This is a genomic window from Conexibacter sp. CPCC 205762 (assembly GCF_030646155.1).
GTDB lineage: Bacteria > Actinomycetota > Thermoleophilia > Solirubrobacterales > Solirubrobacteraceae > Conexibacter.
Map to the genome: position 1 here is coordinate 41756 of NZ_JAUTDN010000008.1, position 22797 is coordinate 64552.

General features: G+C 72.2%; 24 protein-coding genes. 11 read left to right on the forward strand and 13 right to left on the reverse strand.

All coding sequences use genetic code 11. The features are described 5' to 3' along the window. Positions 1-83: 83 nt before the first annotated feature. The 9 genes from Q7L73_RS09640 to Q7L73_RS09680 form a co-directional block, all read right to left on the reverse strand. A complete protein-coding gene (locus Q7L73_RS09640) occupies positions 84-959 on the reverse strand; it encodes an RNA polymerase sigma factor RpoD/SigA (protein WP_304689391.1) in 876 nt (291 codons plus the stop codon). A gap of 63 nt (positions 960-1022) precedes the next feature. Further along, positions 1023-1373: a hypothetical protein gene (locus Q7L73_RS09645; RefSeq protein ID WP_304689389.1), complete on the reverse strand. Its 351-nt coding sequence runs from the start codon at positions 1371-1373 to the stop codon at positions 1023-1025. Between the two features lie 98 nt (positions 1374-1471). Continuing rightward, positions 1472-2116, reverse strand: coding sequence for a DsbA family oxidoreductase (locus tag Q7L73_RS09650; RefSeq protein ID WP_304689387.1), 645 nt, complete (start codon positions 2114-2116; stop codon positions 1472-1474). Then, complete coding sequence (locus tag Q7L73_RS09655; RefSeq protein WP_304689385.1) at positions 2117-2770, reverse strand: SpoIIE family protein phosphatase; 654 nt, start codon at positions 2768-2770, stop codon at positions 2117-2119. Then, positions 2767-3180, reverse strand: coding sequence for an anti-sigma regulatory factor (locus tag Q7L73_RS09660; protein ID WP_304689383.1), 414 nt, complete (start codon positions 3178-3180; stop codon positions 2767-2769). The genes Q7L73_RS09655 and Q7L73_RS09660 overlap by 4 nt, the downstream gene beginning before the upstream one ends. Continuing rightward, positions 3161-3544, reverse strand: a complete 384-nt coding sequence (locus Q7L73_RS09665) for an STAS domain-containing protein (protein WP_304689381.1) — start codon at positions 3542-3544, stop codon at positions 3161-3163. Before Q7L73_RS09665 ends, Q7L73_RS09660 begins: the two co-directional genes overlap by 20 nt. Positions 3545-3570: 26 nt before the next feature. Further along, positions 3571-4500, reverse strand: coding sequence for an STAS domain-containing protein (locus Q7L73_RS09670; protein WP_304689380.1), 930 nt, complete (start codon positions 4498-4500; stop codon positions 3571-3573). Between the two features lie 50 nt (positions 4501-4550). Then, complete coding sequence (locus tag Q7L73_RS09675; RefSeq protein ID WP_304689377.1) at positions 4551-6002, reverse strand: PP2C family protein-serine/threonine phosphatase; 1452 nt, start codon at positions 6000-6002, stop codon at positions 4551-4553. Positions 6003-6045: 43 nt separating this feature from the next. Beyond that, a complete protein-coding gene (locus Q7L73_RS09680; RefSeq protein ID WP_304689375.1) occupies positions 6046-6576 on the reverse strand; it encodes an ATP-binding protein in 531 nt (176 codons plus the stop codon). Positions 6577-6667: 91 nt separating this feature from the next. Between Q7L73_RS09680 and Q7L73_RS09685 the strand changes: the two genes are divergently transcribed. From Q7L73_RS09685 to Q7L73_RS09695, 3 genes are all read left to right on the forward strand, one after another. Then, on the forward strand, positions 6668-7009 hold the full coding sequence (locus tag Q7L73_RS09685; protein WP_304689373.1) for an STAS domain-containing protein: 342 nt from the start codon (positions 6668-6670) through the stop codon (positions 7007-7009). Positions 7010-7137: 128 nt separating this feature from the next. Continuing rightward, positions 7138-8040, forward strand: a complete 903-nt coding sequence (locus Q7L73_RS09690; protein WP_304689371.1) for a DMT family transporter — start codon at positions 7138-7140, stop codon at positions 8038-8040. An 82-nt stretch (positions 8041-8122) separates the two neighbouring features. Further along, on the forward strand, positions 8123-8308 hold the full coding sequence (locus tag Q7L73_RS09695) for a hypothetical protein (protein WP_304689369.1): 186 nt from the start codon (positions 8123-8125) through the stop codon (positions 8306-8308). 137 nt (positions 8309-8445) lie between these two features. On the opposite strand, the gene Q7L73_RS09700 is transcribed toward Q7L73_RS09695, so the two are convergent. Together Q7L73_RS09700 and Q7L73_RS09705 are read right to left on the reverse strand one after the other, a co-directional pair. Continuing rightward, the gene (locus tag Q7L73_RS09700) at positions 8446-8679 is read right to left on the reverse strand and encodes a hypothetical protein (protein ID WP_304689367.1); all 234 of its coding nucleotides are present in this window, start codon (positions 8677-8679) and stop codon (positions 8446-8448) included. An 11-nt stretch (positions 8680-8690) separates the two neighbouring features. Continuing rightward, positions 8691-9320 carry a hypothetical protein gene (locus tag Q7L73_RS09705; RefSeq protein WP_304689365.1) on the reverse strand — a complete coding sequence of 210 codons (630 nt, stop codon included), beginning with the start codon at positions 9318-9320 and terminating at the stop codon, positions 8691-8693. Positions 9321-9436: 116 nt separating this feature from the next. Here Q7L73_RS09705 and Q7L73_RS09710 point away from each other — a divergent pair, with 116 nt between their 5' ends. Together Q7L73_RS09710 and Q7L73_RS09715 are read left to right on the forward strand one after the other, a co-directional pair. Then, positions 9437-12508 carry an AAA family ATPase gene (locus Q7L73_RS09710; protein ID WP_304689364.1) on the forward strand — a complete coding sequence of 1024 codons (3072 nt, stop codon included), beginning with the start codon at positions 9437-9439 and terminating at the stop codon, positions 12506-12508. 4 nt (positions 12509-12512) lie between these two features. Next, positions 12513-13610 (forward strand): YihY/virulence factor BrkB family protein, encoded by a 1098-nt coding sequence (locus Q7L73_RS09715; protein ID WP_304689362.1) that lies wholly within the window; start codon positions 12513-12515, stop codon positions 13608-13610. A gap of 105 nt (positions 13611-13715) precedes the next feature. Here the strand turns inward: Q7L73_RS09715 and Q7L73_RS09720 are convergent, their stop codons facing one another. Beyond that, positions 13716-14699: an NAD(P)-dependent oxidoreductase gene (locus tag Q7L73_RS09720; RefSeq protein ID WP_304689360.1), complete on the reverse strand. Its 984-nt coding sequence runs from the start codon at positions 14697-14699 to the stop codon at positions 13716-13718. 31 nt (positions 14700-14730) lie between these two features. Between Q7L73_RS09720 and Q7L73_RS09725 the strand changes: the two genes are divergently transcribed. The 6 genes from Q7L73_RS09725 to Q7L73_RS09750 all read left to right on the forward strand — a co-directional run bounded on the left by Q7L73_RS09725 (position 14731) and on the right by Q7L73_RS09750 (position 22182). Further along, complete coding sequence (locus Q7L73_RS09725) at positions 14731-16092, forward strand: MATE family efflux transporter (RefSeq protein ID WP_304689358.1); 1362 nt, start codon at positions 14731-14733, stop codon at positions 16090-16092. A gap of 324 nt (positions 16093-16416) precedes the next feature. Further along, complete coding sequence (locus Q7L73_RS09730) at positions 16417-17934, forward strand: ABC transporter substrate-binding protein (protein WP_304689472.1); 1518 nt, start codon at positions 16417-16419, stop codon at positions 17932-17934. A gap of 14 nt (positions 17935-17948) precedes the next feature. After that, positions 17949-19064: an ABC transporter permease gene (locus Q7L73_RS09735; protein ID WP_304689357.1), complete on the forward strand. Its 1116-nt coding sequence runs from the start codon at positions 17949-17951 to the stop codon at positions 19062-19064. 3 nt (positions 19065-19067) lie between these two features. Further along, positions 19068-20018, forward strand: coding sequence for an ABC transporter permease (locus tag Q7L73_RS09740; protein ID WP_304689355.1), 951 nt, complete (start codon positions 19068-19070; stop codon positions 20016-20018). 7 nt (positions 20019-20025) lie between these two features. After that, positions 20026-21075 carry an ABC transporter ATP-binding protein gene (locus Q7L73_RS09745; RefSeq protein WP_304689353.1) on the forward strand — a complete coding sequence of 350 codons (1050 nt, stop codon included), beginning with the start codon at positions 20026-20028 and terminating at the stop codon, positions 21073-21075. Beyond that, positions 21076-22182 (forward strand): ABC transporter ATP-binding protein, encoded by a 1107-nt coding sequence (locus tag Q7L73_RS09750; RefSeq protein ID WP_304689349.1) that lies wholly within the window; start codon positions 21076-21078, stop codon positions 22180-22182. Between the two features lie 9 nt (positions 22183-22191). Here the strand turns inward: Q7L73_RS09750 and Q7L73_RS09755 are convergent, their stop codons facing one another. Then, positions 22192-22653, reverse strand: a complete 462-nt coding sequence (locus Q7L73_RS09755; RefSeq protein ID WP_304689347.1) for a hypothetical protein — start codon at positions 22651-22653, stop codon at positions 22192-22194. Positions 22654-22797 lie beyond the last annotated feature (144 nt).

The window sequence follows — 22797 nt, forward strand, 5'->3', positions numbered from 1 at the left end:
ATAGCAACAGTTAAGTGGAGTCGGCAGAAGAACTTTTTGCCGAGGGTGTAATTCAGCCCGATCTGAGGTGGAAATAGGGTCGGTCAGGCTGCGTCGGCGAGGGCTGCCAGCTCGCTGCTGGTGGCGAGCTGCGCGAGCGCCTCCCGCTCGATCGCGCGGACCTGTGCCGGAGCCAGCTCCAGCCGCCGTCCGATCTGCGCGTGCGCGAGCGGCGCGCCGTCGCTCTCGAGCCCGAAGCGGAGCTTGATCACGTCGCGCTCGGGCGACGGCAGGCCGTCGACCGTCCGCCGCACCGACTCGCGCTGCAGCAGCGCGCCGACCTGCTCGTCGACCTGCGGCGCGTCGCTGGGCAGCAGCTCGCCGAGCGTCGTGTCGCTGTCGGCGCCGACGACCTGGTCGAGGCTCGTCAGCGTCCGCGACAGCTCGCGCAGCTCCGTCACCTGCGCGTGCGGCAGCCCGCTGGCGGCGGCGATCTCGGCGATCGACGCCTGGCGGCCCAGCTCGGCCTCCAGCCGTCGCGCGGCGGCCGCCACCTTGCGCTCGCGCTGGGCGACGTTGACCGGCAGCCGGATCGCGCGCCCGTGGCTCGCCATCCCGCGCTGGATCGCCTGGCGGATCCACAGCGTCGCGTAGGTCGAGAAGCGGAAGCCCTTGCGCCAGTCGAACTTCTCGACGGCGCGGATCAGCCCGACGACGCCCTCCTGGATGAGATCGAGCAGCGCCAGCTCGCTGACGCCCTGGAAGCGGCGCGCGATCGACACGACCAGCCGCAGGTTGTGGCTGACGAGCCGCTCCTTCGCGGCGAGGTCGCCGCGCTCGATCCGGCGCGCCAGCTCCAGCTCCTGCGCGGCCGTCAGCAGCGGGTAGCGGCTGGCGCGGCGCAGGAACAGCTGCAACGCGTCGAGCGTGTCGTCAGCGGTGGCGGCGGGGGCGGGAGGGGCAGGGGCGTCATGGGCCATCTCTCCAGGCCTGTACCCCGCGCACCCCGGCACCATGCGGCGCCGGGGCGGGCGGGGTCCGCGTCACGCGCCTCTGTAGACCAGGATTACCTTCTGATCGCCGCGCCAGGCGCACAGCACGCGGTGCGGGTCGTCGGGCTTGAAGGCGTAGAGGCAGCGGAACTTGCCGATGTTGCAGCCGATTCTCCGCGTCTTGCAGCTGCCGCCGCGCTTCACCGAGGTGGCGTGCGTTCTGGCGATTCTGCGCGCCTCTCTGCACGGCACCACGGTCGCGAGGATCTCGGTGACCGCCGTCCCTCTGAGCGCGCCGCACGATCTCTCGACCGGCATTCTCGCCGCCGACACCGGCTGCGCGCCGATTGCCGCGATCGTCAGCGCGGCCGCGACCGCCGTGCGCTGGACTGCTCGGAGCATTCGCTCTCTCTCCCCGTGAACGTCGTCGTTCGTGAAAGGGTGATTCTTCCAGCGGACGTGCGGTCACGTCCAGTCACTGTCACATCGAACTGGTGTGTCTAGGCGGCTTGGCGCTCGCCCCAGGCGTGTTCGAGCGCCTGCAGGTAGGCGTCGACCGGCTGGGCGCCGGAAAGGCCATAGCGGCCGTCGAGCACGAGGAAGGGGACGCCGCGGATGCCGAGGCGGCCGGCGGCCTGCTCCTCGGCGCGGACCTCCTCGGCGAAGTCGTCGCCGTCGAGCAGCTCCTGCGCCTCGGGCTGGGGGAGGCCGGCCTCGGCGACGGCGCCGGCCAGCTCGGCCGGGTCGCCGATCGCGAGCCCCTGAGTGAAGTAGCCGAGCATCAGCCGCTCGACGACCTCGCCGGCGACGCCCTGCTCGCGCGCGAGGTGGATCAGCCGGTGGGCGTCGAAGGTGTTGCCGCTGCGGGCGAGGTCGAAGCGGAAGTCGATCCCGTGATCTCTGCCGAGCTCGACCAGCTGGCCCTGGCGCGTCTCGGCCTCGTCGACGCTGATGCCGTACTTGCCCGCCAGCATCTCCGCCAGCGTGCCCTCGCGCACCGGCGGCGCGTCGGGATCGAGCTCGAAGGCGCGCGTCACGAGCGTCAGCTCGTCGCGGGCATCGAACTGCTCCAGCGCTGCTTCCAGTCTGCGCTTTCCGAGGTAGCACCACGGGCAGACGACGTCGATCCAGAGTTCGAGCTGCATCTAACTCACTATAGAGCCGCGATCGGCCTCCGCCGTGCCGATCCCGGGCCCGATCCGCGCCACCAGCACGAGCGCGTCGTCGCGCGAGCCGTGGCGGTGGCGATGCAGCAGCCCGTCGGCGAGCGGCCCGAGCGCGCCCGGCACGCGCAGCTCGACGGCGTTCGCGCGTGAGATCCCGTCGGTCGCCAGCAGCAGCGTGTCGCCGTCGGCGAACGGGACCGTCACCGGCACGAGCTGGGGGAGGTGGTCGCCGACGACGCCGGCCAGCAGCAGCGCCTCGGGGGCGCTCGCGCTCGCGACGGCTGGCGCCAGCAGCCCGTTGACGTTGCCGATCCCGAGCCACGTCAGCGTGCGCGCCGTCAGCTCGATGCGGGCGACCGTCAGCGCCGCGCCGCGCGTGTCGGCGAGCGCCGCGTGGCAGGCGGTCATGAGCGCCGGCAGCGGCTCCGCGGCGTGCGCGCGGATCGTCTCCGCCGCCCGCGCGGCCGCCTCGCCGGCGGCGACGCCGTGGCCGAGGCCGTCGATCGCCGCCAGCAGCACCTGGTCCTCGGCGGCGAGCGCGACCCAGGCGTCGCCGCTGACCTGCTCGCCGTCGGCGCAGGCGTGCGCGACGCCGTAGGCGAGGTCGGCGTGGAGCGCGCCGCCGATGCTCATTGCGGGCCCCACTTCGTCATCGTGACCGTCGTGCCGGCGCCCGGTCTGGAGTTGATCGCGAACTCGTCCATCAGCCGCCGCGCGCCCGGCAGCCCGAGCCCGAGCCCGCCGCCGGTCGTGAAGCCGTCCTGCAGCGCGCGGTCGATGTCCTCGATCCCCGGTCCCTCGTCGCTGGCGATCACCTGCACGCCGCGGCGGCCGCGGCCGTCGACCGGCCGCACGACGATCTCGCCCGTGCCGGCGTACGCGGTGATGTTGCGGGCGACCTCGGAGATCGCGGTCGCGACGAGCGTCAGGTCGGTCGTCGCGAGCCCGAGCGACTCCGCCAGCTGCCGCCCCGCCTGACGCGCGGCGACGACGTCGTCGTCGGTCGCGATCGCGACCCTGACCTCAGCCTGCGAGGCCGCCACGGCGCTCGGCCTCCCCGCCGAGCGACTCGAGCAGGGCGAGGCCCTCCTCGAGGTCGAGGGCCGTGAGGACGTCCTCCAATGACGTCCCCAATTGCACCATCGCGAAGGCGACCTCCGGCTGGATCCCGACCAGCACCATCTCGGCCCCGCGCAGGCGCGTCATCTGCGCGATCGCTCTCAGCGAGCGCGCGACGAACGAGTCCATCACGTCGATCGCGGCGACGTCGACGACGATCCCGCGCGAGCGGTAGCGGCCGACCTGCTCGATCAGCGTCTCCTGCAGCAGCACGACGTCGGTGTCCGTCAGCGCCCTCTGGATCGAGGCGATCAGCACGCTGCCCTGTTTGAGGATCGGAACCGGCATCGGTCAGGCGAGCGGCGCTCCCGCGCTCAGCGCACCAGCTCCGGGGATCCGTCGGCGCGGACCGTCACCTCGTAGCCGAGCAGCCGCTCGGCCTCCTCGATGCCGCCCTGGAGGTCGCCGACCGCATTGACCTTCGAGAGGTCGACGCCGATCGTCACGAGCGTCTGGGCGATCTCGGAGGAGAGGCCGGTGATGATCACGCTGGCGCCCATCAGGCGCGAGGCCTCGACCGTCTGCACGAGGTTGTTCGCGACCGTCTGGTCGATCGTCGGCACGCCGGTGATGTCGATCACGACGACCTTCGCGCGGTTGGTGCGGATGCCGCGCAGCAGCTGCTCGGTCACCTGCCGTGCGCGCTGCGAGTCGAGCACGCCGATGATCGGCAGGATCAGCAGCCGCTCGCGCACCTGCAGGACCGGCGTCGACAGCTCGCGGATCGCCTCCTGCTGCTGGCGGATGATCCGCTCGCGCTCCTGCACGAACGAGACGCCGACGGTGTTGGCGATGCGGTTGGCGGCCGGCTCGTAGGCGTCGAGCACGCGGTTGAGCAGGTCGAAGTCGGTCTGGTACTTCTCGAACAGCGAGCGCGCGAGCACGTCGCGCAGGAGCAGCACGATCCCGAGCACCTCGTCGGTCTCGACGCCGCGCGGGATGATCCGCTCGGAGAGGTTGCGGGCGTAGTCCTGCAGCGCTTCGACCGAGCCGGTCTCGAGCACCTCGATGTAGTTGTCGTAGACCGAGGTCGCCTCGGCGAAGATCTCCTCCGAGGTCATCGCCGTCAGCAGCTTCGCGTCGGTGATGCGGCGCGCCCACTCCTCGCGCAGCTGGGTGCGGTTGCGGCGGAGATGGGCGACCAGCTCGCGCAGCAGCGAGCTGGTCGACTCGCCGTCGCGCGCGGCGGCGGCCGCGGTCGGCCGTCTCGTTCTGCGCGCGGCTCTCCTGCGCTCTTCAGCCATCAGCACACCCCCGGTCGGTTCTTCCGGCGCAAGTCTTTCACGGCTCCTGGTCAGGCGGGTGGAATTCGGACCGCGATCACGGCGAGATCGTCGCGCGGCGGCCCGCCGGATGCGTTCAGCACGGCGTCTTCGACGCGCTCGGCCGCCTTCGCCGCCGAGACGTCGCCGATCTCGCCCAGCAGCGCCAGCAGCTGGTCGACGCCGAAGACCTCGCGGCCGCGGCGGCGGACCTCGGTGACGCCGTCGGTGTAGAGCACGAGCAGGTCGCCCGGCGCCAGCTCGACGGTGTCGGCGTGCAGCTGCGGGTCGGGCACGACGCCGAGCACGGTCGAGTACGAGCCGACCGTCTCGACCGCGCCGCCGGCGCGCCGCACGATCGGCAGCGGATGGCCGGCGCTGACGAAGTCGACGCGCGCGCCGCCGGCCGGCGTGAGCTGCAGCTGGCCGTAGAAGGCGGTGCAGAAGCGGTGGTCGTCGCGCTGGTCGAGGATCGCCTCGTTCAGCATCGCCATCACGCGCTCGGGGCGGTGCTCCCACAGCGCCGCGGCGCGCAGCGTGTAGCGCACGAGCGCGGTCAGCGCGGCGGCGTGCGGGCCCTTGCCGCAGACGTCGCCGATCGCGACGCCCCAGGCGGTGCCGTTGGTGCGGAAGACGTCGTAGAAGTCGCCGCCGACGACCATCCCGTCGCCGGCCGCGCAGTAGCGCGCGTCGATGTCGAGGCCGTCGACCTTCGGCAGTCTCTGCGGCAGCAGGCTGCGCTGCAGCGTCTCGGCGATCTCGCGCTCGAGCCCGTAGATCTGCGCGTTGCCGATCGCCGCCGAGGCGACCTGCGCGAGCTGGACCAGGATCGCCTCCGCGCCCGGGTCGGCGTCCTCGACGCCGAAGACCTCGATCTCGCCGACGACGAGGCCGCGGCGACCGGTGAGGCTGGCGCGCAGCGCGCCCGGCGCCTCGCGCGCGTGCTCGGCGGGCGGCTCGCCGGAGGTGGCGGTGAGCGTGCGGCGCGGCTGCGAGCCGGGCAGCTCGAGATGCGCGCGGGCTGAGCGGCCGCCGAGCACGTGGCGCGCCTCGGCGGTGACGAGGTCGATCACGTCGGCGACCGGCAGCGCGGCGTTGAGCGCGACCGAGACCTCCGCGACCGACTGCAGCTGGCGCGCGTGCTCGTGCTCCAGCCGCGCGACCTCCTGCACCTCGAGGTAGCCGCGGTGGGCGATCTCGAAGGTCGCGAGGCTCTCGCGCAGGAACGCGGCGGCGCGCTCGGCGAGCTGCTGCTGGCGCTCGGCGTCGCGCTCGGGCAGCACGCCGGCTGCGAACGCCTCGCGATGCGCCTCAGCCAGCTCCAGCAGCGACAGGTGGCCGCCGACCGCCTCGCGGCTCAGCTCGTACGCCGGCGTCACGTCGGCCTCGTCGCCGGTCTGCAGGTAGCGCAGGAAGGCGCGCTGGTAGCGCGCTCCAAAACCGCCGTCGGTCGCTCGCAGCTGATCGCGTGTCGTCCCGCCCACGGTACGCAAGTCTAGGGGCGTCCGCGGTCGCCCGGAAGCGCTCTCAGGCGTCGTCGAGCTCGCACCAGACGCAGGTGCGGCCCGGACCGCCCTCCACGCCCCAGCGGTCGGTCAGCTCCGCGACGATCGGCAGACCCCAGCCGGATCGCTGGATCTCGGTGCCGGCGGCGCTGCCGCCGTCGTCGACCATCCCGCGACCGGCGCGCGGATCTATGACCTCGATCCGCGTGGCGGCGCCACGGCGGCGGACGAGCAGGCCGACCTCGTCGGCGTCGTCGCGGGCGCCGTGCCGGACGGCGTTGGTGACCAGCTCGGAGATCACCAGCAGGGCGACGTCGCGGCGTTCCGGCGTCCAGTGCGCGAGCGCGCGCGAGGCGGCGGCGCGGGCGCGCTGCGGCGCGTCGGCGTCGGCCGGGAAGGTGACCGCGAGCCGGTCGGGGGCGCCGCCGGCGAAGCGCGGTGCATCGGCGCTCTGCAAGTGACCGTCGCTCTGGGCGCGGGTGCTGGTGGAGCGCTTGCCGCCACGGACCGCGGCGGCGATGCGGGAGTCGTAGAGGGAGGCGTCAGCGTGCATCGTTGATCCGGTCGCTACCCGCAACCGGCGTGGGGGCAACCCCGCGGGCATCAGGCATTGTCAGCGCGACCAGCGGGTACAGGTCCGATCAATGACCAGCCTGGACGCCAACCCCGCCTTCGACGTCGCCGTCGAACGGCGCGAGCGCATGCTCGTCGCCTCGCCGGCCGGCGAGCTCGACCTCGCCACCGCACCGCTGCTGCTCGCCGCTCTGCGCTCGCATTTCGAGGAGGGCGACGAGCGGCTGGTGATCGATCTGAGACAGCTCAGCTTCATGGACTCCTCGGGCCTGCGGCTGCTCGTCTCCGAGGCCGACCGGGCGCAGAGAGACGGGTACGAGCTGACGATCGTGCGCGGTGGCGCGGAGGTCAGCCGGCTGGTGCGGCTGACGCGGCTGGACGAGAAGCTCCCGTTCGCGGACTCGATCGACTGAAGGGCGTGCGCGCGGCGCGTGAGGCGCCGGTCGCCTGAGCGCGCGGTGGGCGCGCATCGCCCGCCTGAGCGCGCTGCGGCCTCGCGTCGCTCGCCTGAGCGCGCGGCGGGCGCGCATACTGGGTGGCGATGGACGCCGCCGCCTCTCCCCAGCCGGGCTCCGGCGGCAACGCCGGCCCGCTGACGCTGGCCTGGCGGCTGCCGCCGCAGCTGCTGTTCGTGATCGGCGCGCTGACGCAGTACGTCGGCGCGGGGCTCGCGGTGCTGCTGTTCGCGCGCGTGCCGGTGATCGGCGTCGCGTGGCTGCGGGTGTTCGCGGCGGCGGTCGTGATGGCGGCGTGGGCGCGGCCGTGGCGGCTGGCCGACGCGCGCGGCTGGACGCGCGAGCGGCTGCTGCTGGTCGGCGGCTTCGGCCTCGCGCTGGCGGGCATGAACGGCGCCTTCTACCTGGCGATCGACCGCCTCCCGCTCGGCACCGCGGTGGCGCTGGAGTTCGTCGGTCCGATCGCCGTGACCGCGATCGGCTCCCACGGCCGCCGCGACCTGATCACGCTCGCCACCGCCGCGGCCGGCGTCCTGCTGCTGGCTGACGTCCACGTCTCCGGCAGCCCGCTCGGCGTCGCCCTCGCGCTCGCCGCCGGCGCCTGCTGGGCCGGCTACGTCGTGCTCGGCCACCGCGTCGCCGCCGACCCGGGCATCTCCGGCCGCCCCGGTCTGGCGGCCGCGATGATCGCCGGCACGGTCGCGCTCGCGCCCTTCGGCGCCTCCAGCTCGCTCGACGCCTTCACCCACCCCGCCCTGCTGGCCGCCTGCGTCGGCGTCGGCCTGATGTCGAGCGTGATCCCCTACGTCCTCGACCAGGTCGCGATGGCCCGCCTCCCACGCGCCCGCTTCGCCCTCCTGCTCGCCCTGCTCCCAGCCACCGCCACCGTCGCCGGCCTCGTCGTCCTCCACCAGATCCCCGGCATCGCCGAGACGATCGGCATAGCGCTCGTGGTGGCGGCGACGGCGCTGGGGAGCCATCAGCGGTGAGGGCTGGCGCGTCGGTTCGAGGCGGTGGCTCTGGCGAAGCAGCTGTCGATCCGAGTACCGTTCGATCTCCCTCGACTTCCTCGTGATCGAGCGCGACGTGCCCGACCGGCATGCGGAGATGGTTGGGCTGGAGCGGGAGCTGCGCTCGTTCGGGGTGCCCGTCGACATCGTCGTCGTCAGCGAGGCCTACGCCGCCGAGTGGGCCGACGTGAAGAACTCGATCGTCCACGCCGCGCTGAGCGAAGGCCGCGAGCTTGCCGTCGCGTGACGGCCGGGACCTCGCGCGGGTCCTGCTCAGCAGACTGCAGAGAAGTCGCTGAAGGCCGTGCTCGCAGCTCGCGAGATCAAGTACGCGGAGACCGTGAGTGAATTGAGTCGACGGGCTGTCGGCGCTGCGGAGGCCCGTTACGGCGCGCTTTGCCGCCGCGGAACATCCTTCAGCTCCGGCTGGCTGCCGCCCCGGCGCGCGAGCCTCGACTCCGGCCCGATCAGGTGCTCCGGCGTTCCGATGCTGCGAAGGAACTCGGCTTCGACCGGGTCGCGGGGTCTCTCACGTCTGATCGGGCCGAGGCGGGCGAGAACCTCGGCGCTCTTGGCGCGCCGGGCGGGCGAGTCGCGGCGCCACTGCTCGAAGGTCATCGATTCGGTTCTCATGGCTGCTTGAAAGTGTATTCGGCTCGTAATGCGAGTCGGGCGATCTGGTGCAGTTCGTCGCTCTCCGCGGGTTCGCGGCCGGCCGCGAGCTCGGTTGCGAGCTGGGACAACGCATCGAGTGCGTGAGCAACGCGTCGTGTTTTCGCTCGCACGCGAAGATTGTCAGTGCCTTCCGGTGTCACGTGGCTCAGGAGCACGAGCGCCTGCTGAGCGACCAATTGATGGCCGGTCGCCTGGAACTCCGCCAGGCGATCGAGCAGGATGTCGATGGGCGAGAGGACCCGCGCCACGCGTCCAGACGGGAGCGAGACCTTCTTCACCACCGCATCAGCGTCGAGGTCGACGCTGGGAGCTTCGAGGAAGATCCCTGTTCCCGGCAGGCTCCAGTGGCGGCCGTCCTTGTTCTTCTCGAAGCCGAGCACGGCGAGTGTCGTGCTGAGCTGATCAGGGGTCGCCATCACGACGTCGATGTCGTACGTCACGAACGCGGGATCCTCGGTCCAGAAGTAGACGGCCATTCCACCGACGACGACCGGGTGTATGCCGAGCGGAGAGACGGCGGCGTCGATGATCGCGACGACCTCGAGCGTGCGCTCCGCGAGATCGTCGATCTGTGCGGCCTCCACGAGGGCTGCTCGAAGCTCTGCGAGTCGCGGATCCGCTCGCCCGGTCATGGGACGAACCTACTCCGCCTGTCGGCGTCCCGGCGCCGCCCGGGGGAACGCGTACGCTGTCGCGTCTGATGGCGATCGTCGAACGCGACAGCGAGCTGGGGGTGCTCGCGGCTGGGGCGCGGGCTGCGGCGGGCGGCGAGGGGGCGGTCGTGCTGCTGGAGGGGGTCGCGGGGATCGGGAAGACCGCGCTGCTGCGGCAGGGGCGGGCGGTGGCGGAGGACGCGGGGTTGACGGTGCTGGCGGGCGTCGCCTCGGCGCTCGACCGGGACTTTCCCTTCGGACTAGTCCATCAGCTGCTCGACCCGGAGCTGGAGAGCGCTGGCGGGGAGCGGCGGGCGCGGCTGCTGGCTGGGGCGGCGGGGCAGGCGGCGTCGGTGCTCGACGTCGGCGCGGCGGCGGGCGGGCAGGGCGGGTCGGGCGCGGCCGATCCGGCGCCGACGCACGCGGTGCTGCATGGGCTCTACTGGCTCGTCGCCAACCTCGCGGAGGAGCGGCCGTTGGCGCTGCTGGTCGACGATCTGCACTGGGCCGATCTCTCGTCGCTGCGGTTTCTGGAGTTCCTCGGGCGGCGGCTGCACGGGTTGCCGGTGCTGGTGATCGGCGCGACGCGGGTGGGGGAGCCGGGGGCGGACGCGGAGCTGCTGGCGGCGCTCGCCGGCGGGCCGGCGGCGCGGGTGCTGCGGCCGGCGCCGCTGACGACGGACGGAGCGGGCGTGCTGCTCGCGACGACGCTCGGGGAGCAGCCGGAGCCGACCTTCACCGCCGCCTCGGTCGAGGCGACCGGCGGCAATCCGCTGCTGCTCAACGAGCTGGCGCGCGCGGCCGCCGAATCGGGCCTGGGCGGGCGGGAGCAGGAGGTCGCGCGGCTGGCCGAGCTGGGGTCACCGGACCTCGCGGCCGCGGTCGAGCGGCGGCTCTCGGCGCTCGGGCCGGACGCGGTCGCGGTCGCGCGGGCTGCCGCGGTGCTGGGCGAGCGGGCGACGCGCGACGACCTCGCCGCGCTCGCCCGCCTCGACGCCGTTGCCGCGACGGCAGCAGCCGATCGGCTCGCGCGCGCCGGCGTGCTCGAAGCGGGCGGCTGGACCTTCGTCCATCCGCTCGTGCGCGAGGCCGCGCAGGCGAGCGTCCCACCCGGCGAGCGGGCCGACCTGCACGGCCGCGCGGCGGCGCGGCTGAGCGCCCGCGGCGCGCGCCTGGAGGAGATCGCCGCGCACCTGCTCGCGGCCGAGCCGGGCAGCTCGCCGGAGACCGTCGCGACGCTGCGCGAGGCCGCGCGGGCGGCGGCCGCGGAGGGCGCCCCCGACACCGCCGTCGCCTACCTGCGCCGGGCGCTGCGGGAGCAGCCGGCCGCCGCGGGCATCGCGCAGGGGGAGGCCGCGGGCATCGCGCAGGGGGAGGCCGCGGGCATCGCGCAGGGGGAGGCCGCCGGCATCGCGCAGGGGGAGGCCGCCGGCATCGCGCAGGGGAAGGCCGCGGGCGTCGCGCAGGGAGAGGGCGGCGTCGCGCGAGGGGGCGCCGACGGCATCGCGCGCGGGGGCGCCGGCGGGATCGCGCCGGCAGCCGCCGACCGCGCCGGCCTGCTGCTCGAACTGGGCGAGCTGGAGGTGCTCGTGGGGGCTCCGGAAGGGGTCGGGCGGCTGGGGGAGGCGATCGCGAGCGCGGGGCTCGGCGACGACGCGCTCGCGCGGGCGCGCGCCAGCCGCGCCCGCGTGCGGGTGCTGGCCGAGCCGGCGGCCGCCGTCAGCGACCTCGAGGCCGCGGTCGCGACGGCGCGCGACCCGCGCCTGAAGCTCCAGCTCGAATCCTCGCTGCTCGACGCGACCGCCTACGTCGCCTCGCTGCGCACCGAGCGCGAGGCGCTGCTGCACGCGCCCGGGGAGCCGTCGATCGTGCGCAAGGCCCACCTGCTGACCGACAGCGCATACCGCTGCCGGCCGATCGGCGAGACGGAGGCGCTCGCGCGCGAGGTGATCGGCAGCCGCGAGCTGCTCGACGCCGTCGGCTCCGCCAGCGGCACCTACAACCTCGTGACGATCGCGCTGCGGCACGCCGAGCTGCGCGACCTCGCCGACGGCGCGCTGCAGGACGGCGAGCGCTCGGTCCGCCGCAGCGGCTCGCGGCTCGGGCTCGCGGTGATCGAGCACGCGCGCGCCCTCTGGCAGCTGACCTTCGGCTCGCTCGGCGCCGGCGAGGCGTACGCGCGCGCCGCGCTGGCGACGATGGAGGAGCTGAGACTGGCGCTGTCGGTCGTCTCGACCGAGACGGTCCTGTCGGAGTTCCTGCGCGAGCGCGGCGCGCTCGACGAGGCGGCCGAGCGGATCGAGGCGGTCGCGCTTCCGCCCGGCGCCGAGGGCACGATCGTCTACCCCGACTTCCTCTCCGCCCGCGCGATGGTGCGCTGGACGCGCGGCGGGCGCGAGGCGGCCGAGAGCGACCTGCGCGCCGCCCGCGCCGCGCTGCTCGCCGGCGGCTGGCGGGCACCGCTGAAGTCGCTCGCGTCGATCCGCCTGATCGCGCTGCTGGCCGAGCGCGGCGAACGCGACGAGGCGATGGAGCTGGCCGCCGAGGAGGAGGCGATCGCGCGCGGGATCGGCACGCCCGGCGCGCTCGGCTCCGTCCTCCACGTCCGCGCCCGCGCGCTCGGCGGCGAGGAGGGGCTGGAGCTGCTGACGGAGGCGACGCGGCTGCTGCGCGACAGCCCGTTGCTGCTGCAGACCGGCTGGGCGCAGCACGACCTCGGCGCGACGCTGCGGCGCGCCCGCCGCCGCGCCGACGCGCGCGAGCCGCTGCGCGAGGCGCTCGACCTCGCCCGCCGCATCGGCGCCACGCGGCTCGCCGACTCCGCCCGCGAGGAGCTGCTCGCCTCCGGCGCGCGGCCGCGGCGCGAGGCGCTCTCCGGCGTCGAGGCGCTGACGCCGAGCGAACGGCGCGTCGCCGCGCTCGCCGCCGAGGGGATGAGCAATCGCGAGATCGCCGAGACGCTGTGGGTGACGCGCAAGACGGTCGAGCTGCACCTCGGCAACGTCTACGCGAAGCTCGGGATCCGCCGCGCCCAGCTGGCGGACGCGCTCACGGGCGCCGAGGCGCCGGCGGAGCCGAGCGGCGCGAGCGGCGTCGAGACGCCCGCGGGGAGGGACTGAGCCGATGGACCTGCTGCGGCCCGTGAGGGCGTTCGACCGGCTCCAGCGCCGCACGCCGTGGCTCGGCTTCCCGATCGCGGTCATCAAGAAGTTCTCCGACGACAAGGCCGGCCACCTGGCGGCGCTGATCGCCTGGTACGGCTTCTTCTCGCTGTTCCCGCTGCTGCTGGTGCTGGTGACCGTGCTCGGCTACGTGCTGGCCGGCAACAACGGCTGGTACGACACGATCGTCGACTCGGCGCTGGGGCAGTTCCCGATCCTCGGCGACGACCTCCAGGTCGGCGCGCTGAGAGGCGACACGACCGCGCTCGTGATCGGCATCGCGGGCGCGCTGTGGGCCGGGCTCGGCGTCACGATCGCGGCGCAGCGGGCGATGGACGAGGTGTGGGACGTGCCGCACCGCGAGCGGCGCAACTTCCTCACCGCGCGCGGCCGCGGGCTGCTGGTGCTGGTCGCGCTCGGCGGGCTGAACATCTCGATCACGATCGCCGTCGGCCTGATCGTCGGCGGGCTCGGCAGCTTCGGCGTGCGCGCCTCCGGCCTCGGCCTGACGCTGATACTCGACGTGCTGCTGTTCTGGGTCACCTTCCGGCTGCTGACGGTGCCCGAGGTGCCGATGGGCGACATGTGGCTCGGCGTGCTGCTGGCGGCGCTCGGCTGGGCGGCGCTGCAGACGGTCGGCACGATCTACGTCGACCGCGTCGTCAGCCGGGCCGGAGCGACCTACGGCCTGTTCGCCTTGGTCATCGGCCTGCTGTCATGGCTCTACCTCGGCGGCCAGATCCTGCTCTATGCCGCCGAGGCGAATGTCGTGCGCGTGCGGCGCCTGTGGCCGCGCGGGCTGCTGGACCCGGTGACGGCAGCCGACGTGAAGGTGATGCGGGCGCTCGCGCGCGTCGAGGAGCGCAAGGAGGGCGCGCACGTGGAGGTCACGTTCGCGCCCGTGGCGCGGTCACAAGGCGGTGCTGCGGCCCCCGCGCGCGCCCGTGATGAAGATCACGATCGCGACGATTCCGAGCACGAACAGGATCGGGTTGACGATCACACCGCCCGCGATCGCGAGCACGAGCAACACGATGCCGAGGATCAGCCAAAGCATTGAAGTAGTCCTTCCTCCGTTGATGAATCCGCTGAACGTGCGGGCGATTCATTCCGCAAGCGGTGTCGTCTCAGCTACCCGCGAGTCGGCGGGAGCATGCGGAATCGATCAGATCAGCCGCCGCTCGCGCAGCCACGTCTCCGTTCGCGCCATCCCCTCGGCGAGCGTCACCGCCGGCTCGTAGCCGAGCAGCAGGCGCGCCTTCTCGATCGAGTAGCCGCCGCGCCGCGCGAAGTAGCGCATCGAGACCGGGTTGACCTCGGACTCGGCGCCGCGCAGGCGGTTGACGGCGGCGATCGCGCCGGCCGCGCCGACCGCGACGGAGGTCGGCAGCACGAGCGGCCCGCGGCGGCCGGCCCAGCGGTGGTGGTACGTGAAGAAGTCGCGCGTGGAGACGGTCATCCCGCCGGCCAGCGTCAGCACCTGGCCGCTCGCCGCCGGCGCGGCGGCCGCGGCGGCGATCCCGTCGGCGAGATCGTCGACGTAGACGGGGCTGAAGCGGCCGCGGCCCATCGCCGGGAGCGCGAACATGCCGCGCCGGACCAGCTCCAGCGGCATCACGATCCACGGCCGCGAGCCGGGGCCGTAGACGTCGCCGGGGCGGACGACCGTGCAGGCCAGCTCGCCGGCCGCGTGCGCCTGCAGCACGACGTGCTCGCTGGCGATCTTCGTGTCGACGTAGGGCGCGCCGTCGGGGCGGACCGGGTGGCGCTCGCCGACGTCGTCGGGAAAGCCGAGGTCGGAGAAGGCGCGGATCGAGGAGAGGTGCAGGAACCGCTCGGCGCTGCCGCGGGCGGCCGCGTCGAGCACGTTGCGGGTGCCGAGCACGTTGACGCGCCAGGAGGCGCCGAGGCCCTGCGCGTTGGAGACGACCGCGGCCGTGTGGACGACGAGGTCGCAGCCGGCGGCGTGGCGCTGCCACGCGCCCGGCTCGGCGACGTCGCCCGCGACGATCCCCGCGGCGGGATCGGCGACCGCGTCGACGCCGCGCACCTCGGCGCCGGCGTCGCGCCAGCGCGCGGCCAGGGTGCGCCCGATGAAGCCTGCGGCGCCGGTCACGAAGACCCGCCGCGGCACAGACCAGCTCTCCATCCGGCGCACGCTACTGCGACCATCCGCCGCCGTGCGCCGACTGCGACCGTCATTGCGACCGACCCGTCACGACCGCGAGCTGGTGCGACTGGCGCTGCCCGCGCTCGGCGCGCTCGCGGCCGAGCCGCTCTACCTGCTCGTCGACACCGCCGTCGTCGGCCATCTCGGCACGCCGCAGCTGGCGGCGCTGGGGATCGCGACGGTTATCCTCACGACCGCCTTTACGCTCTTCAACTTCCTCGCCTACGGCACGACCGCGCAGGTCGCGCGGCTGCACGGGGCGGGGGAGGAGCGCGCGGCCGGCCGGATCGCCGCGCAGGCGCTGTGGCTGGCGAGCGGGCTCGGGCTGCTGCTGTGCGTCGCGATCGTCGCGCTGGCGGTGCCGGCGGTGCGGCTGATGGGCGGCGAGGGCCAGACGGCGGCGTACGCGGTCCAGTATCTGCGGATCGCGGCGCTCGGGCTGCCGTTCGCGTTGATCGCGCTGGCCGGCCAGGGCTATCTGCGCGGCACCGCCGACCTGCGCACGCCGCTGCTGATCGTGATGACGGCGAACGCGCTCAACGTCGTGCTGGAGCTGCTGTTCGTCTACGGCTTCGCGTGGGGGATCGAGGGCAGCGCCGCCGGCACCGCGTTCGCGCAGGCGTGCATGGGCGCGGCGTTCGCGTGGACGCTGCTGCGGGCGCCGGCCGACAGCCGCCGGCCGCAGCGGCGGGCGATCGCCGCGCTGGCCCGCATAGGCGGCCACCTGTTCGTCCGCACGGCCGCGCTGACCGGCGCCTTCGCGGTCGCCAGCGCCGTCGTCGCGCGCGTCGGCACCGCCTCGCTCGGCGCGCACCAGATCGCCTTCCAGCTGTGGTCGTTCCTCGCGCTGGTGCTCGACGCGATCGCGATCGCCGCGCAGGTGATCGTCGGCCGTGCGCTCGGCGCGGGGCGCGGCGGCGAGGCACGCACGGCGGCGACGCGGATGATCTGGTGGTCGGTCGCCTTCGGCGCGCTGCTGGGCGCGATCATGTTGGCGCTCGGGAGCGTCCTGCCGCAGGCGTTCACCGACGATCCGGCCGTGATCGAGCGGACACGCGCCGTCTGGTGGCTGTTCGCGCTGATGCAGCCGGCGGCGGGCGCGGTCTTCGCGCTCGACGGAATCCTGATCGGGGCGGGCGATTCGCGCTTCCTGATGCAGTCGATGGTGGTCGCCGCGCTCGGCGTCTTCGTCCCGCTGGCGGTGCTGTCGCTCGTGTTCGACTGGGGGCTGGTCGGCGTCTGGTGCGGGATCGTCGGGCTGATCGTCGCGCGGCTGCTGCTGACGCTGTGGCGGTTCGCCCAGGGTGGGTGGGTGACGGCCGGCGCGCCCGAACCACCCGAAACCGGCTCACCGTACCCCGGAGAGGGGTGAGCAAACCATTGGGATGCGCCCTAACCGGACACAAACAATTCAGCAACTGAACGTCAACTCCTCAAGCCTTGATCGTCCGTTAGCGGCGACTAGATTGCTTGCCCGCAGGTAAAGCTGGAGCTATACGACGAGGAGGCTCTATCAATGAGGTACTGGGCACGAGCCCTGGGCGCGATGCTGGTCGCGCTCGCGCTCGCTGTCACCGTCGCCGCGTGCGGTGGTGACGACAACAGCTCGACGACGTCGTCGTCGTCCGGTTCGTCCACTTCAGGGGGTGGTGGATCGACCGCAGGCGCAAGACAAGGCGGCACCGCGACGGTGCTGATGGGCACGGCCCCCGATTACCTCGACCCGCAGCTCGCGTACACCACGCAGGCGGTCGAGGCGCACTGGATCAGCTACACCGGCCTGTTGACGTACCGCCACGAGGAGGGCGAGCCGGGCACGCAGCTGATCCCCGGCCTGGCCGACGCGCTGCCGAGAATCTCCGACGACGGCAAGACCTACGAGTTCACGCTCCGCAGAGGGCTCAGATACTCCGACGGCACGGCCGTCAGAGCGTCCGACTACCCGTACTCGATCGAGCGCATGATCAGAATCCCGTGGGGCGGCAGATCGTTCGTCACCAACTACGTCGTCGGCGCCGCCGACTTCGACGCGGGCAGAGCGAGATCGGTCAGCGGCATCACCGCCGACGACGCCACCGGCAGAATCACGATCCGCCTGAGAGAGGCGTACGGCGCCTTCTCCAACGTGCTCGCCTTCCCGGCGCTCGCGTTCGTGCCGAGAGGCACCGCGATCAGAAACCTCAGCAACGATCCGCCTCCCGGCGTCGGCGCGTACATCCTCACGGACGTCGTCCCGAACCGCTCGTTCACGCTGAGAAAGAACCCGGAGTTCGCATCGTTCAGAATCCCCGACATCCCGACGGGGAACCTCGACACGATAAGAGTCAACATCGTCTCGAACACCAACTCCGAGGCGCAGCAGGTGCTCAACAACCAGGCCGACATCTTCGACTCTGGTGACACGCTGCCGCCGGCGCTGCTGCCGCAGATCGAGAGCCAGGCGAGAGACCGCTTCGCGCGCAAGCCGGTGCCGTCGACCTTCTACTTCTTCCTCAACACGACGAAGCCGCCGTTCAACAACGAGAAGGCCCGCATCGCCGTCAACATGGCGATGGATCGCGACGCGCTCAGCCGCATCGCCTCCGGCTTCCTCGAGACCGACTGCTTCTTCATCCCGAGAGGCATCGTCGGCCACCCGACGAGCGAGTGCCCCTACGGCGACAGACCGGACCTCGCGGGCGCGCAGAGAATGCTCAGAGACGCCGGCCTCGAAGGCGCCCCCGTGACCGTCTGGGGTCAGGAGCGCTCGCCGCGCAAGGAGTACATCGACTACTACACCGACCTGCTCAACAAGATCGGCTTCAGAGCGACCGAGAGAATCATCGCCGACACCGTCTACTTCCCGACGATCGGCAACGCCAGAACGGACCCGCAGACGGGCTTCGCCGACTGGCTGCAGGACTTCCCGAACCCGTCCGACTTCTACCTGTTGATGGACGGGCGCTCGATCCAGCCGACCAACAACCAGAACTTCTCGAAGGTGAACGATCCGTTCATCCAGAGAGAGCTGAGAAGATTGAACGCCGTTCCGGCGACCGAGCTGGACTCGGTGGCCGACGAGTGGGCGGCGCTCGACGAATACACGGCCAGAAGAGCGTACGTCGCTGTGTACGGCGCGGAAGCGGTGCCGAAGTTCTTCAGCAACAAGCTGAACTTCGACTCGGTCTTCCACCCGCTGTACTTCAACGACTGGTCGACGCTGTCGCTCAGATAGGAAGTTGACCCGCGGTGGCAATCGATCCCGCCACGCCTGACACCGGCACCGGCGCGATCCGCACGGCCAGCGGCGACTCTGTCGTCGCCGCTGAGCCGGGCGGGGGCGCGCCGGCCGCCGGCATCGGGCCGTACAGACTCGCGCGGCGCCGGCTGCGCCGCAACAAGGTCGCGCTCGCCTTCGGGGCGCTGTTCGCGATCATCGTGATCCTCTGCTTCTGCGCGCCGCTGTATGCGGACCACATCGCGCACACGGGGCCCAACGACAACCACGTCACCGAGAAGGTGACGGTCGGCGGCAAGGAGAAGGACGTCGTCTCGGTCAGCGGCCTGCCGATCGGGCCGACCTGGCAGGGAAGATTCCTGCTGGGCGCCGACCAGAACGGCCGCGACCTCGCGGTCCGCCTGCTCTACGGCGGCCGCAACTCGCTCGAGGTCGGCTTCATCGCGACCTTCATCACGATGATCCTGGCGACGATCGTCGGGCTCGCCGCGGGCTACTACCGCGGTGTCGTCGACGGTGTGCTGGCGCGCATCCTCGACCTCATCTGGGCCTATCCGGTCGTCCTCCTCGGCATCGCGCTCGGCACCTCGCTGGCGCTCGGAGGACTGTCGATAGGACCGATAGAAGTGAGCGGGAACTCGCTCTTCGTACCGGCGGTGATCATCGGGGTCGTCTACATCCCGTACGTCGCCAAGCCGATCCGCGGCCAGGTGCTGGGGCTGCGCGAGAAGGAGTTCGTCGACGCGGCGCGCGTGCAGGGCGCCAGCTCGCTGCGGATCATGGCGAGAGAGATCCTGCCCAACGTCGCCTCGACGCTGATCGTCTTCCTGCCGCTGATGATCGCCAACGCGATCCTGCTGGAGGCGGCGCTGTCCTACCTCGGCGCCGGCATCCAGCCGCCGAACCCGTCGTGGGGGACGATGATCTCCGACGGCATCCGGCTGATCCCGAGCGCGATCCACCTGACCTTCGTCCCCGGCGCGATGCTCGTGCTGGCAGTGCTCGGCATCAACGTCTTCGGCGACGGCGTCCGCGACGCGCTCGACCCGCGCGCGAGAGTGAAGATCAAGGAGAAGGAGACGGACAAGGTGAGCGACGATCCGGTCGAGTTCGCGGTGGAGCACTGAGAGATGGCTCGATTCGTCATCCGCCGCGTCATCTCGATGGTGCTCGTGCTGTTCGCGATCTCCGTCCTGACGTTCCTGATCTTCCAGGCGATCCCCAACGGCGACCCCGCCGTCCGGCTCGCCGGCCGCACCGCCACGCCGGAGCAGATCGAGCTGATCCGCCAGTCGTGGGGCTTCGACGACCCGCTCTGGCAGCAGTACCTGACGACGATGGGGAAGATCCTGTCGGGCGACGTGATCTCGTACACGCAGCAGCTGAGCGTGATGTCGCAGATCAAGCAGGCGCTGCCGGCGACGCTGTCGCTGTCGATCGGAGCCGGCATCATCTGGCTCTTCTTCGGGATCGTCTTCGGCCTCTTCAGCGCGATCAAGGCCGGCAAGTTCACCGACCGCGCGCTGACGGTGCTGGCGCTGATCGGCGTCTCGACGCCGGTCTTCCTGCTCGGCGCCGTCGCGCTCTACTTCCTCGCGTTCAAGGTGCAGATCTTCCCCAACGGCGGCTACGTCCCCTTGACGCAGGACCCGATCGACTGGCTCTACCACATGCTGCTGCCGTGGATGGTGCTGTCGGTCCTGTTCATCGGCGTCTACTCGCGCGTGCTGCGCTCCAACGTGCTCGACACGATGAGCGAGGACTACGTCCGCACCGCGCGCGCCAAGGGCATCAGCGAGAAGCGCGTGATGGTCCGTCACGTCCTGCGCAACTCGATGATCCCGATCATCTCGCTGTGGAGCCTCGACTTCGCCGCCGTGCTCGGCGGCGGCGCGATCCTGACCGAGTCGGTCTTCAACCTTCACGGCGTGGGCCAGTACGCTGCCGACTCGATCCAGCAGCTCGACGTGCCGCCGGTGCTCGTCGTGGTGATGCTGGGCGCCTCGGCGGTGGTCGTGCTGAGCGCGCTCACCGACGTGCTGTTCGCCTTCCTCGACCCCCGCATCCGACTGACGGGCTGATCTGAGAATGACCGAATCGGAACGACTGCTCGACGTCGAGAACCTGCGCGTCTCCTTCCGCACGGAGGAGGGACTGGTGCAGGCGGTCGACGACGTCTCCTTCCATGTCGACCGCGGCGAGGTGCTGGCGATCGTCGGCGAGTCCGGCTCCGGCAAGACCGTGACCGGCATGTCGCTGATGGGGCTCAACCGCTCGCCCAACTCGCGCTACGAGGGCAGCGCGCGCCTGAGAGGGCGCGAGCTGCTGCACGCGACCGACGCCGAGCTGCGGCAGATCCGCGGCAGCGAGATCGCGATGATCTTCCAGGACCCGATGACGGCGCTGAACCCGGTGCAGCGGATCGGGCAGCAGATCGTCGAGCAGATCCGCGCGCACGAGGACCTCAGCAAGGCGCAGGCGCTCGACCGCGCGGTCGAGCTGATGGAGCGCGTCGGCGTGCCGCGCGCGGCGGAGCGGCTGCGCTCCTACCCGCACGAGTTCTCCGGCGGCATGCGCCAGCGCGTGATGATCGCGATGGCGCTGTCGTGCTCGCCGGAGCTGCTGATCGCCGACGAGCCGACGACCGCGCTCGACGTCACGATCCAGGCGCAGATCCTCACCGAGCTGGACCAGCTGCGGCGCGAGACGAACGCGGGCGTGATCCTCGTGACGCACGACCTCGGCGTCGTCGCCGACATCGCCGACCGCGTCGCCGTCATGTACGGCGGGCGGATCGTCGAGCAGGGCACGCTCGACGAGCTGTTCTACGACCCGCAGCACCCGTACACGTGGGGCCTGCTCGGCTCGATCACGCGGATCGACCGCGACAAGCCCGGCCGGCTGCCGGCGATCGCGGGGCTGCCGCCGTCGCTGCTGGACCCGCCGCAGGGCTGCCACTTCCGGCCGCGCTGCCCGCACGAGTTCGAGCAGTGCACGCAGGTGCCGAAGCTCGAGGTGCGCGACCCCGGGAAGCCCGGTCACTGCGACCGCTGCTGGCTGTCGATCGAGGAGAAGCGGAGAGTGCGGATGGTCGACGGCGAGGTCGGCTTGGCGGCGAAGACGCAGGCGGTGGCGTAGATGGCCGAACGCCTCTTGGAGGTCGAGCACCTCCAGCTCTACTTCCCGATCAAGCGCGGCGTGATCGTCGACCGCACGGTCGGCAACGTGCACGCCGTCGACGACGTCTCGCTGACGCTCGACGAGGGCGAGACGCTCGGCATCGTCGGCGAGTCCGGCTGCGGCAAGACGACGCTGTCGCGCTCGATCGTGCGGCTGCTGGAGCCGACCGACGGCGCGATCCGCTTCCGCGGCAGAGACATCACCAAGTCCGGCCGGCGCGAGCTGCAGCCGGTCCGCAGAGAGCTGCAGATGGTCTTCCAGGACCCGCAGGCGTCGCTCAACCCGCGCAAGCGCGTCGGGCAGATCGTCGGCGCGCCGCTGCAGCTGCACGGCGCCTCCGCGAAGGAGATCGAGAGAAAGGTGCGCGAGCTGCTCGGCCGCGTCGGGCTCAACCCCGAGCACGTCAACCGCTTCCCGCACGAGTTCTCCGGCGGCCAGCGGCAGCGGATCGGGATCGCGCGGGCGCTGGCGGTCGAGCCGAAGCTGATCATGCTCGACGAGCCGGTCTCGGCGCTCGACGTCTCGATCCAGGCGCAGGTGATCAACCTGCTCGACGACCTGCAGGACGACTTCGGCCTGTCGTACGTCTTCGTCGCCCACGACCTGTCGGTCGTGCGCCACGTCTCCGACCGGATCGCGGTGATGTACCTCGGCAAGATCGTCGAGTCCTCGCCGTCGGAGGAGCTGTACACGAAGCCGATCCATCCGTACACGGTCGGTCTGCTGGGGGCGATCCCGATCCCCGACCCGAGGCAGAACCGGGCGCGGCGGCGACTGGTCGTCAGCGGCGAGCCGCCGAACCCGATCGATCCGCCGAGCGGCTGCCGCTTCCGCACGCGCTGCCCGCGCGCGACGGAGATCTGCTCGCAGGTCGAACCGCAGTTGACCGAGTACGCCAACGGTCATGTGGCGGCCTGTCACCACCCGCTCAACGTGACACAGGCGGAGATCGCGAGCGCGAGACGGTCGCCGCTGTCGCCGGTCAGCGCCGGCGAGGACGCGCCCGACTTCGTCGAGGGCCACGACGCCGCGGCCGCGGCCGTCGCGGACCACAACCTCAGCTGAGGCGCGGCTTCACGGCTTCAGCGCCGCGCGCGCGACGGTCACCGCCGTCGCGCGCGCTGGCGCGTCCGCGCGTGGACGCACGACGGTGACGGTCACGAGCCGTCTGCCGTCGGTCGCCAGCAGCTCGCGGCCGGCGGCCGTCCAGGCGGCGCCGGCGCCGATCCCGTCGAGCACCTGCGGCAGCTCGGAGGGCGGGTCGCCGAGGTGCGCCTGGCCGCTCTCGACGACGGCGCGCGAGAAGCGGAACTGCGCCTGCGGGGCGCTGTCGACGCGGACGCGCGCGGTCGTCGCGCCGGCCCGGTAGGTGCAGTCGACGACGGTGTCGGAGCGGTCGTCGAGGCGGGCATCGGCGGCGGCGCCGAGCGCGGCCGCGATCGCCCGTGGGCACGGCGATCTCGCCTGCTGGGCGGTCGTCGGGGCCGGTGTCGAGCCGCCGCCGCAGGCGCTGAGCGCGAGCAGCGCGACGAGCATCGTTTGTGAGAACCGTCTCCTCAAAGCGCTACCTTCGGGGTCGCTTCGGTTTCCCTACCGAAGAGAGCCTGTCACGTTCGCTTGCCGGCGGGCTCGGAAAGGGTGCGGGAGATCCCTCGCATCTGTCGGAACGACACACCAAGG

Bases quoted from the DNA above. Each gene is read 5' to 3' on its own strand.
- Q7L73_RS09640 (WP_304689391.1), bottom strand. From the start codon at position 959: ATGGCCCATGACGCCCCTGCCCCTCCCGCCCCCGCCGCCACCGCTGAC.
- Q7L73_RS09645 (WP_304689389.1), bottom strand. From the start codon at position 1,373: ATGCTCCGAGCAGTCCAGCGCACGGCGGTCGCGGCCGCGCTGACGATC.
- Q7L73_RS09650 (WP_304689387.1), bottom strand. From the start codon at position 2,116: ATGCAGCTCGAACTCTGGATCGACGTCGTCTGCCCGTGGTGCTACCTC.
- Q7L73_RS09655 (WP_304689385.1), bottom strand. From the start codon at position 2,770: ATGAGCATCGGCGGCGCGCTCCACGCCGACCTCGCCTACGGCGTCGCG.
- Q7L73_RS09665 (WP_304689381.1), bottom strand. From the start codon at position 3,544: ATGCCGGTTCCGATCCTCAAACAGGGCAGCGTGCTGATCGCCTCGATC.
- Q7L73_RS09670 (WP_304689380.1), bottom strand. From the start codon at position 4,500: ATGGCTGAAGAGCGCAGGAGAGCCGCGCGCAGAACGAGACGGCCGACC.
- Q7L73_RS09680 (WP_304689375.1), bottom strand. From the start codon at position 6,576: ATGCACGCTGACGCCTCCCTCTACGACTCCCGCATCGCCGCCGCGGTC.
- Q7L73_RS09685 (WP_304689373.1), top strand. From the start codon at position 6,668: ATGACCAGCCTGGACGCCAACCCCGCCTTCGACGTCGCCGTCGAACGG.
- Q7L73_RS09690 (WP_304689371.1), top strand. From the start codon at position 7,138: ATGGACGCCGCCGCCTCTCCCCAGCCGGGCTCCGGCGGCAACGCCGGC.
- Q7L73_RS09700 (WP_304689367.1), bottom strand. From the start codon at position 8,679: ATGACCTTCGAGCAGTGGCGCCGCGACTCGCCCGCCCGGCGCGCCAAG.
- Q7L73_RS09710 (WP_304689364.1), top strand. From the start codon at position 9,437: ATGGCGATCGTCGAACGCGACAGCGAGCTGGGGGTGCTCGCGGCTGGG.
- Q7L73_RS09715 (WP_304689362.1), top strand. From the start codon at position 12,513: ATGGACCTGCTGCGGCCCGTGAGGGCGTTCGACCGGCTCCAGCGCCGC.
- Q7L73_RS09720 (WP_304689360.1), bottom strand. From the start codon at position 14,699: ATGGAGAGCTGGTCTGTGCCGCGGCGGGTCTTCGTGACCGGCGCCGCA.
- Q7L73_RS09730 (WP_304689472.1), top strand. From the start codon at position 16,417: ATGGGCACGGCCCCCGATTACCTCGACCCGCAGCTCGCGTACACCACG.
- Q7L73_RS09740 (WP_304689355.1), top strand. From the start codon at position 19,068: ATGGCTCGATTCGTCATCCGCCGCGTCATCTCGATGGTGCTCGTGCTG.
- Q7L73_RS09745 (WP_304689353.1), top strand. From the start codon at position 20,026: ATGACCGAATCGGAACGACTGCTCGACGTCGAGAACCTGCGCGTCTCC.
- Q7L73_RS09750 (WP_304689349.1), top strand. From the start codon at position 21,076: ATGGCCGAACGCCTCTTGGAGGTCGAGCACCTCCAGCTCTACTTCCCG.
- Q7L73_RS09755 (WP_304689347.1), bottom strand. From the start codon at position 22,653: ATGCTCGTCGCGCTGCTCGCGCTCAGCGCCTGCGGCGGCGGCTCGACA.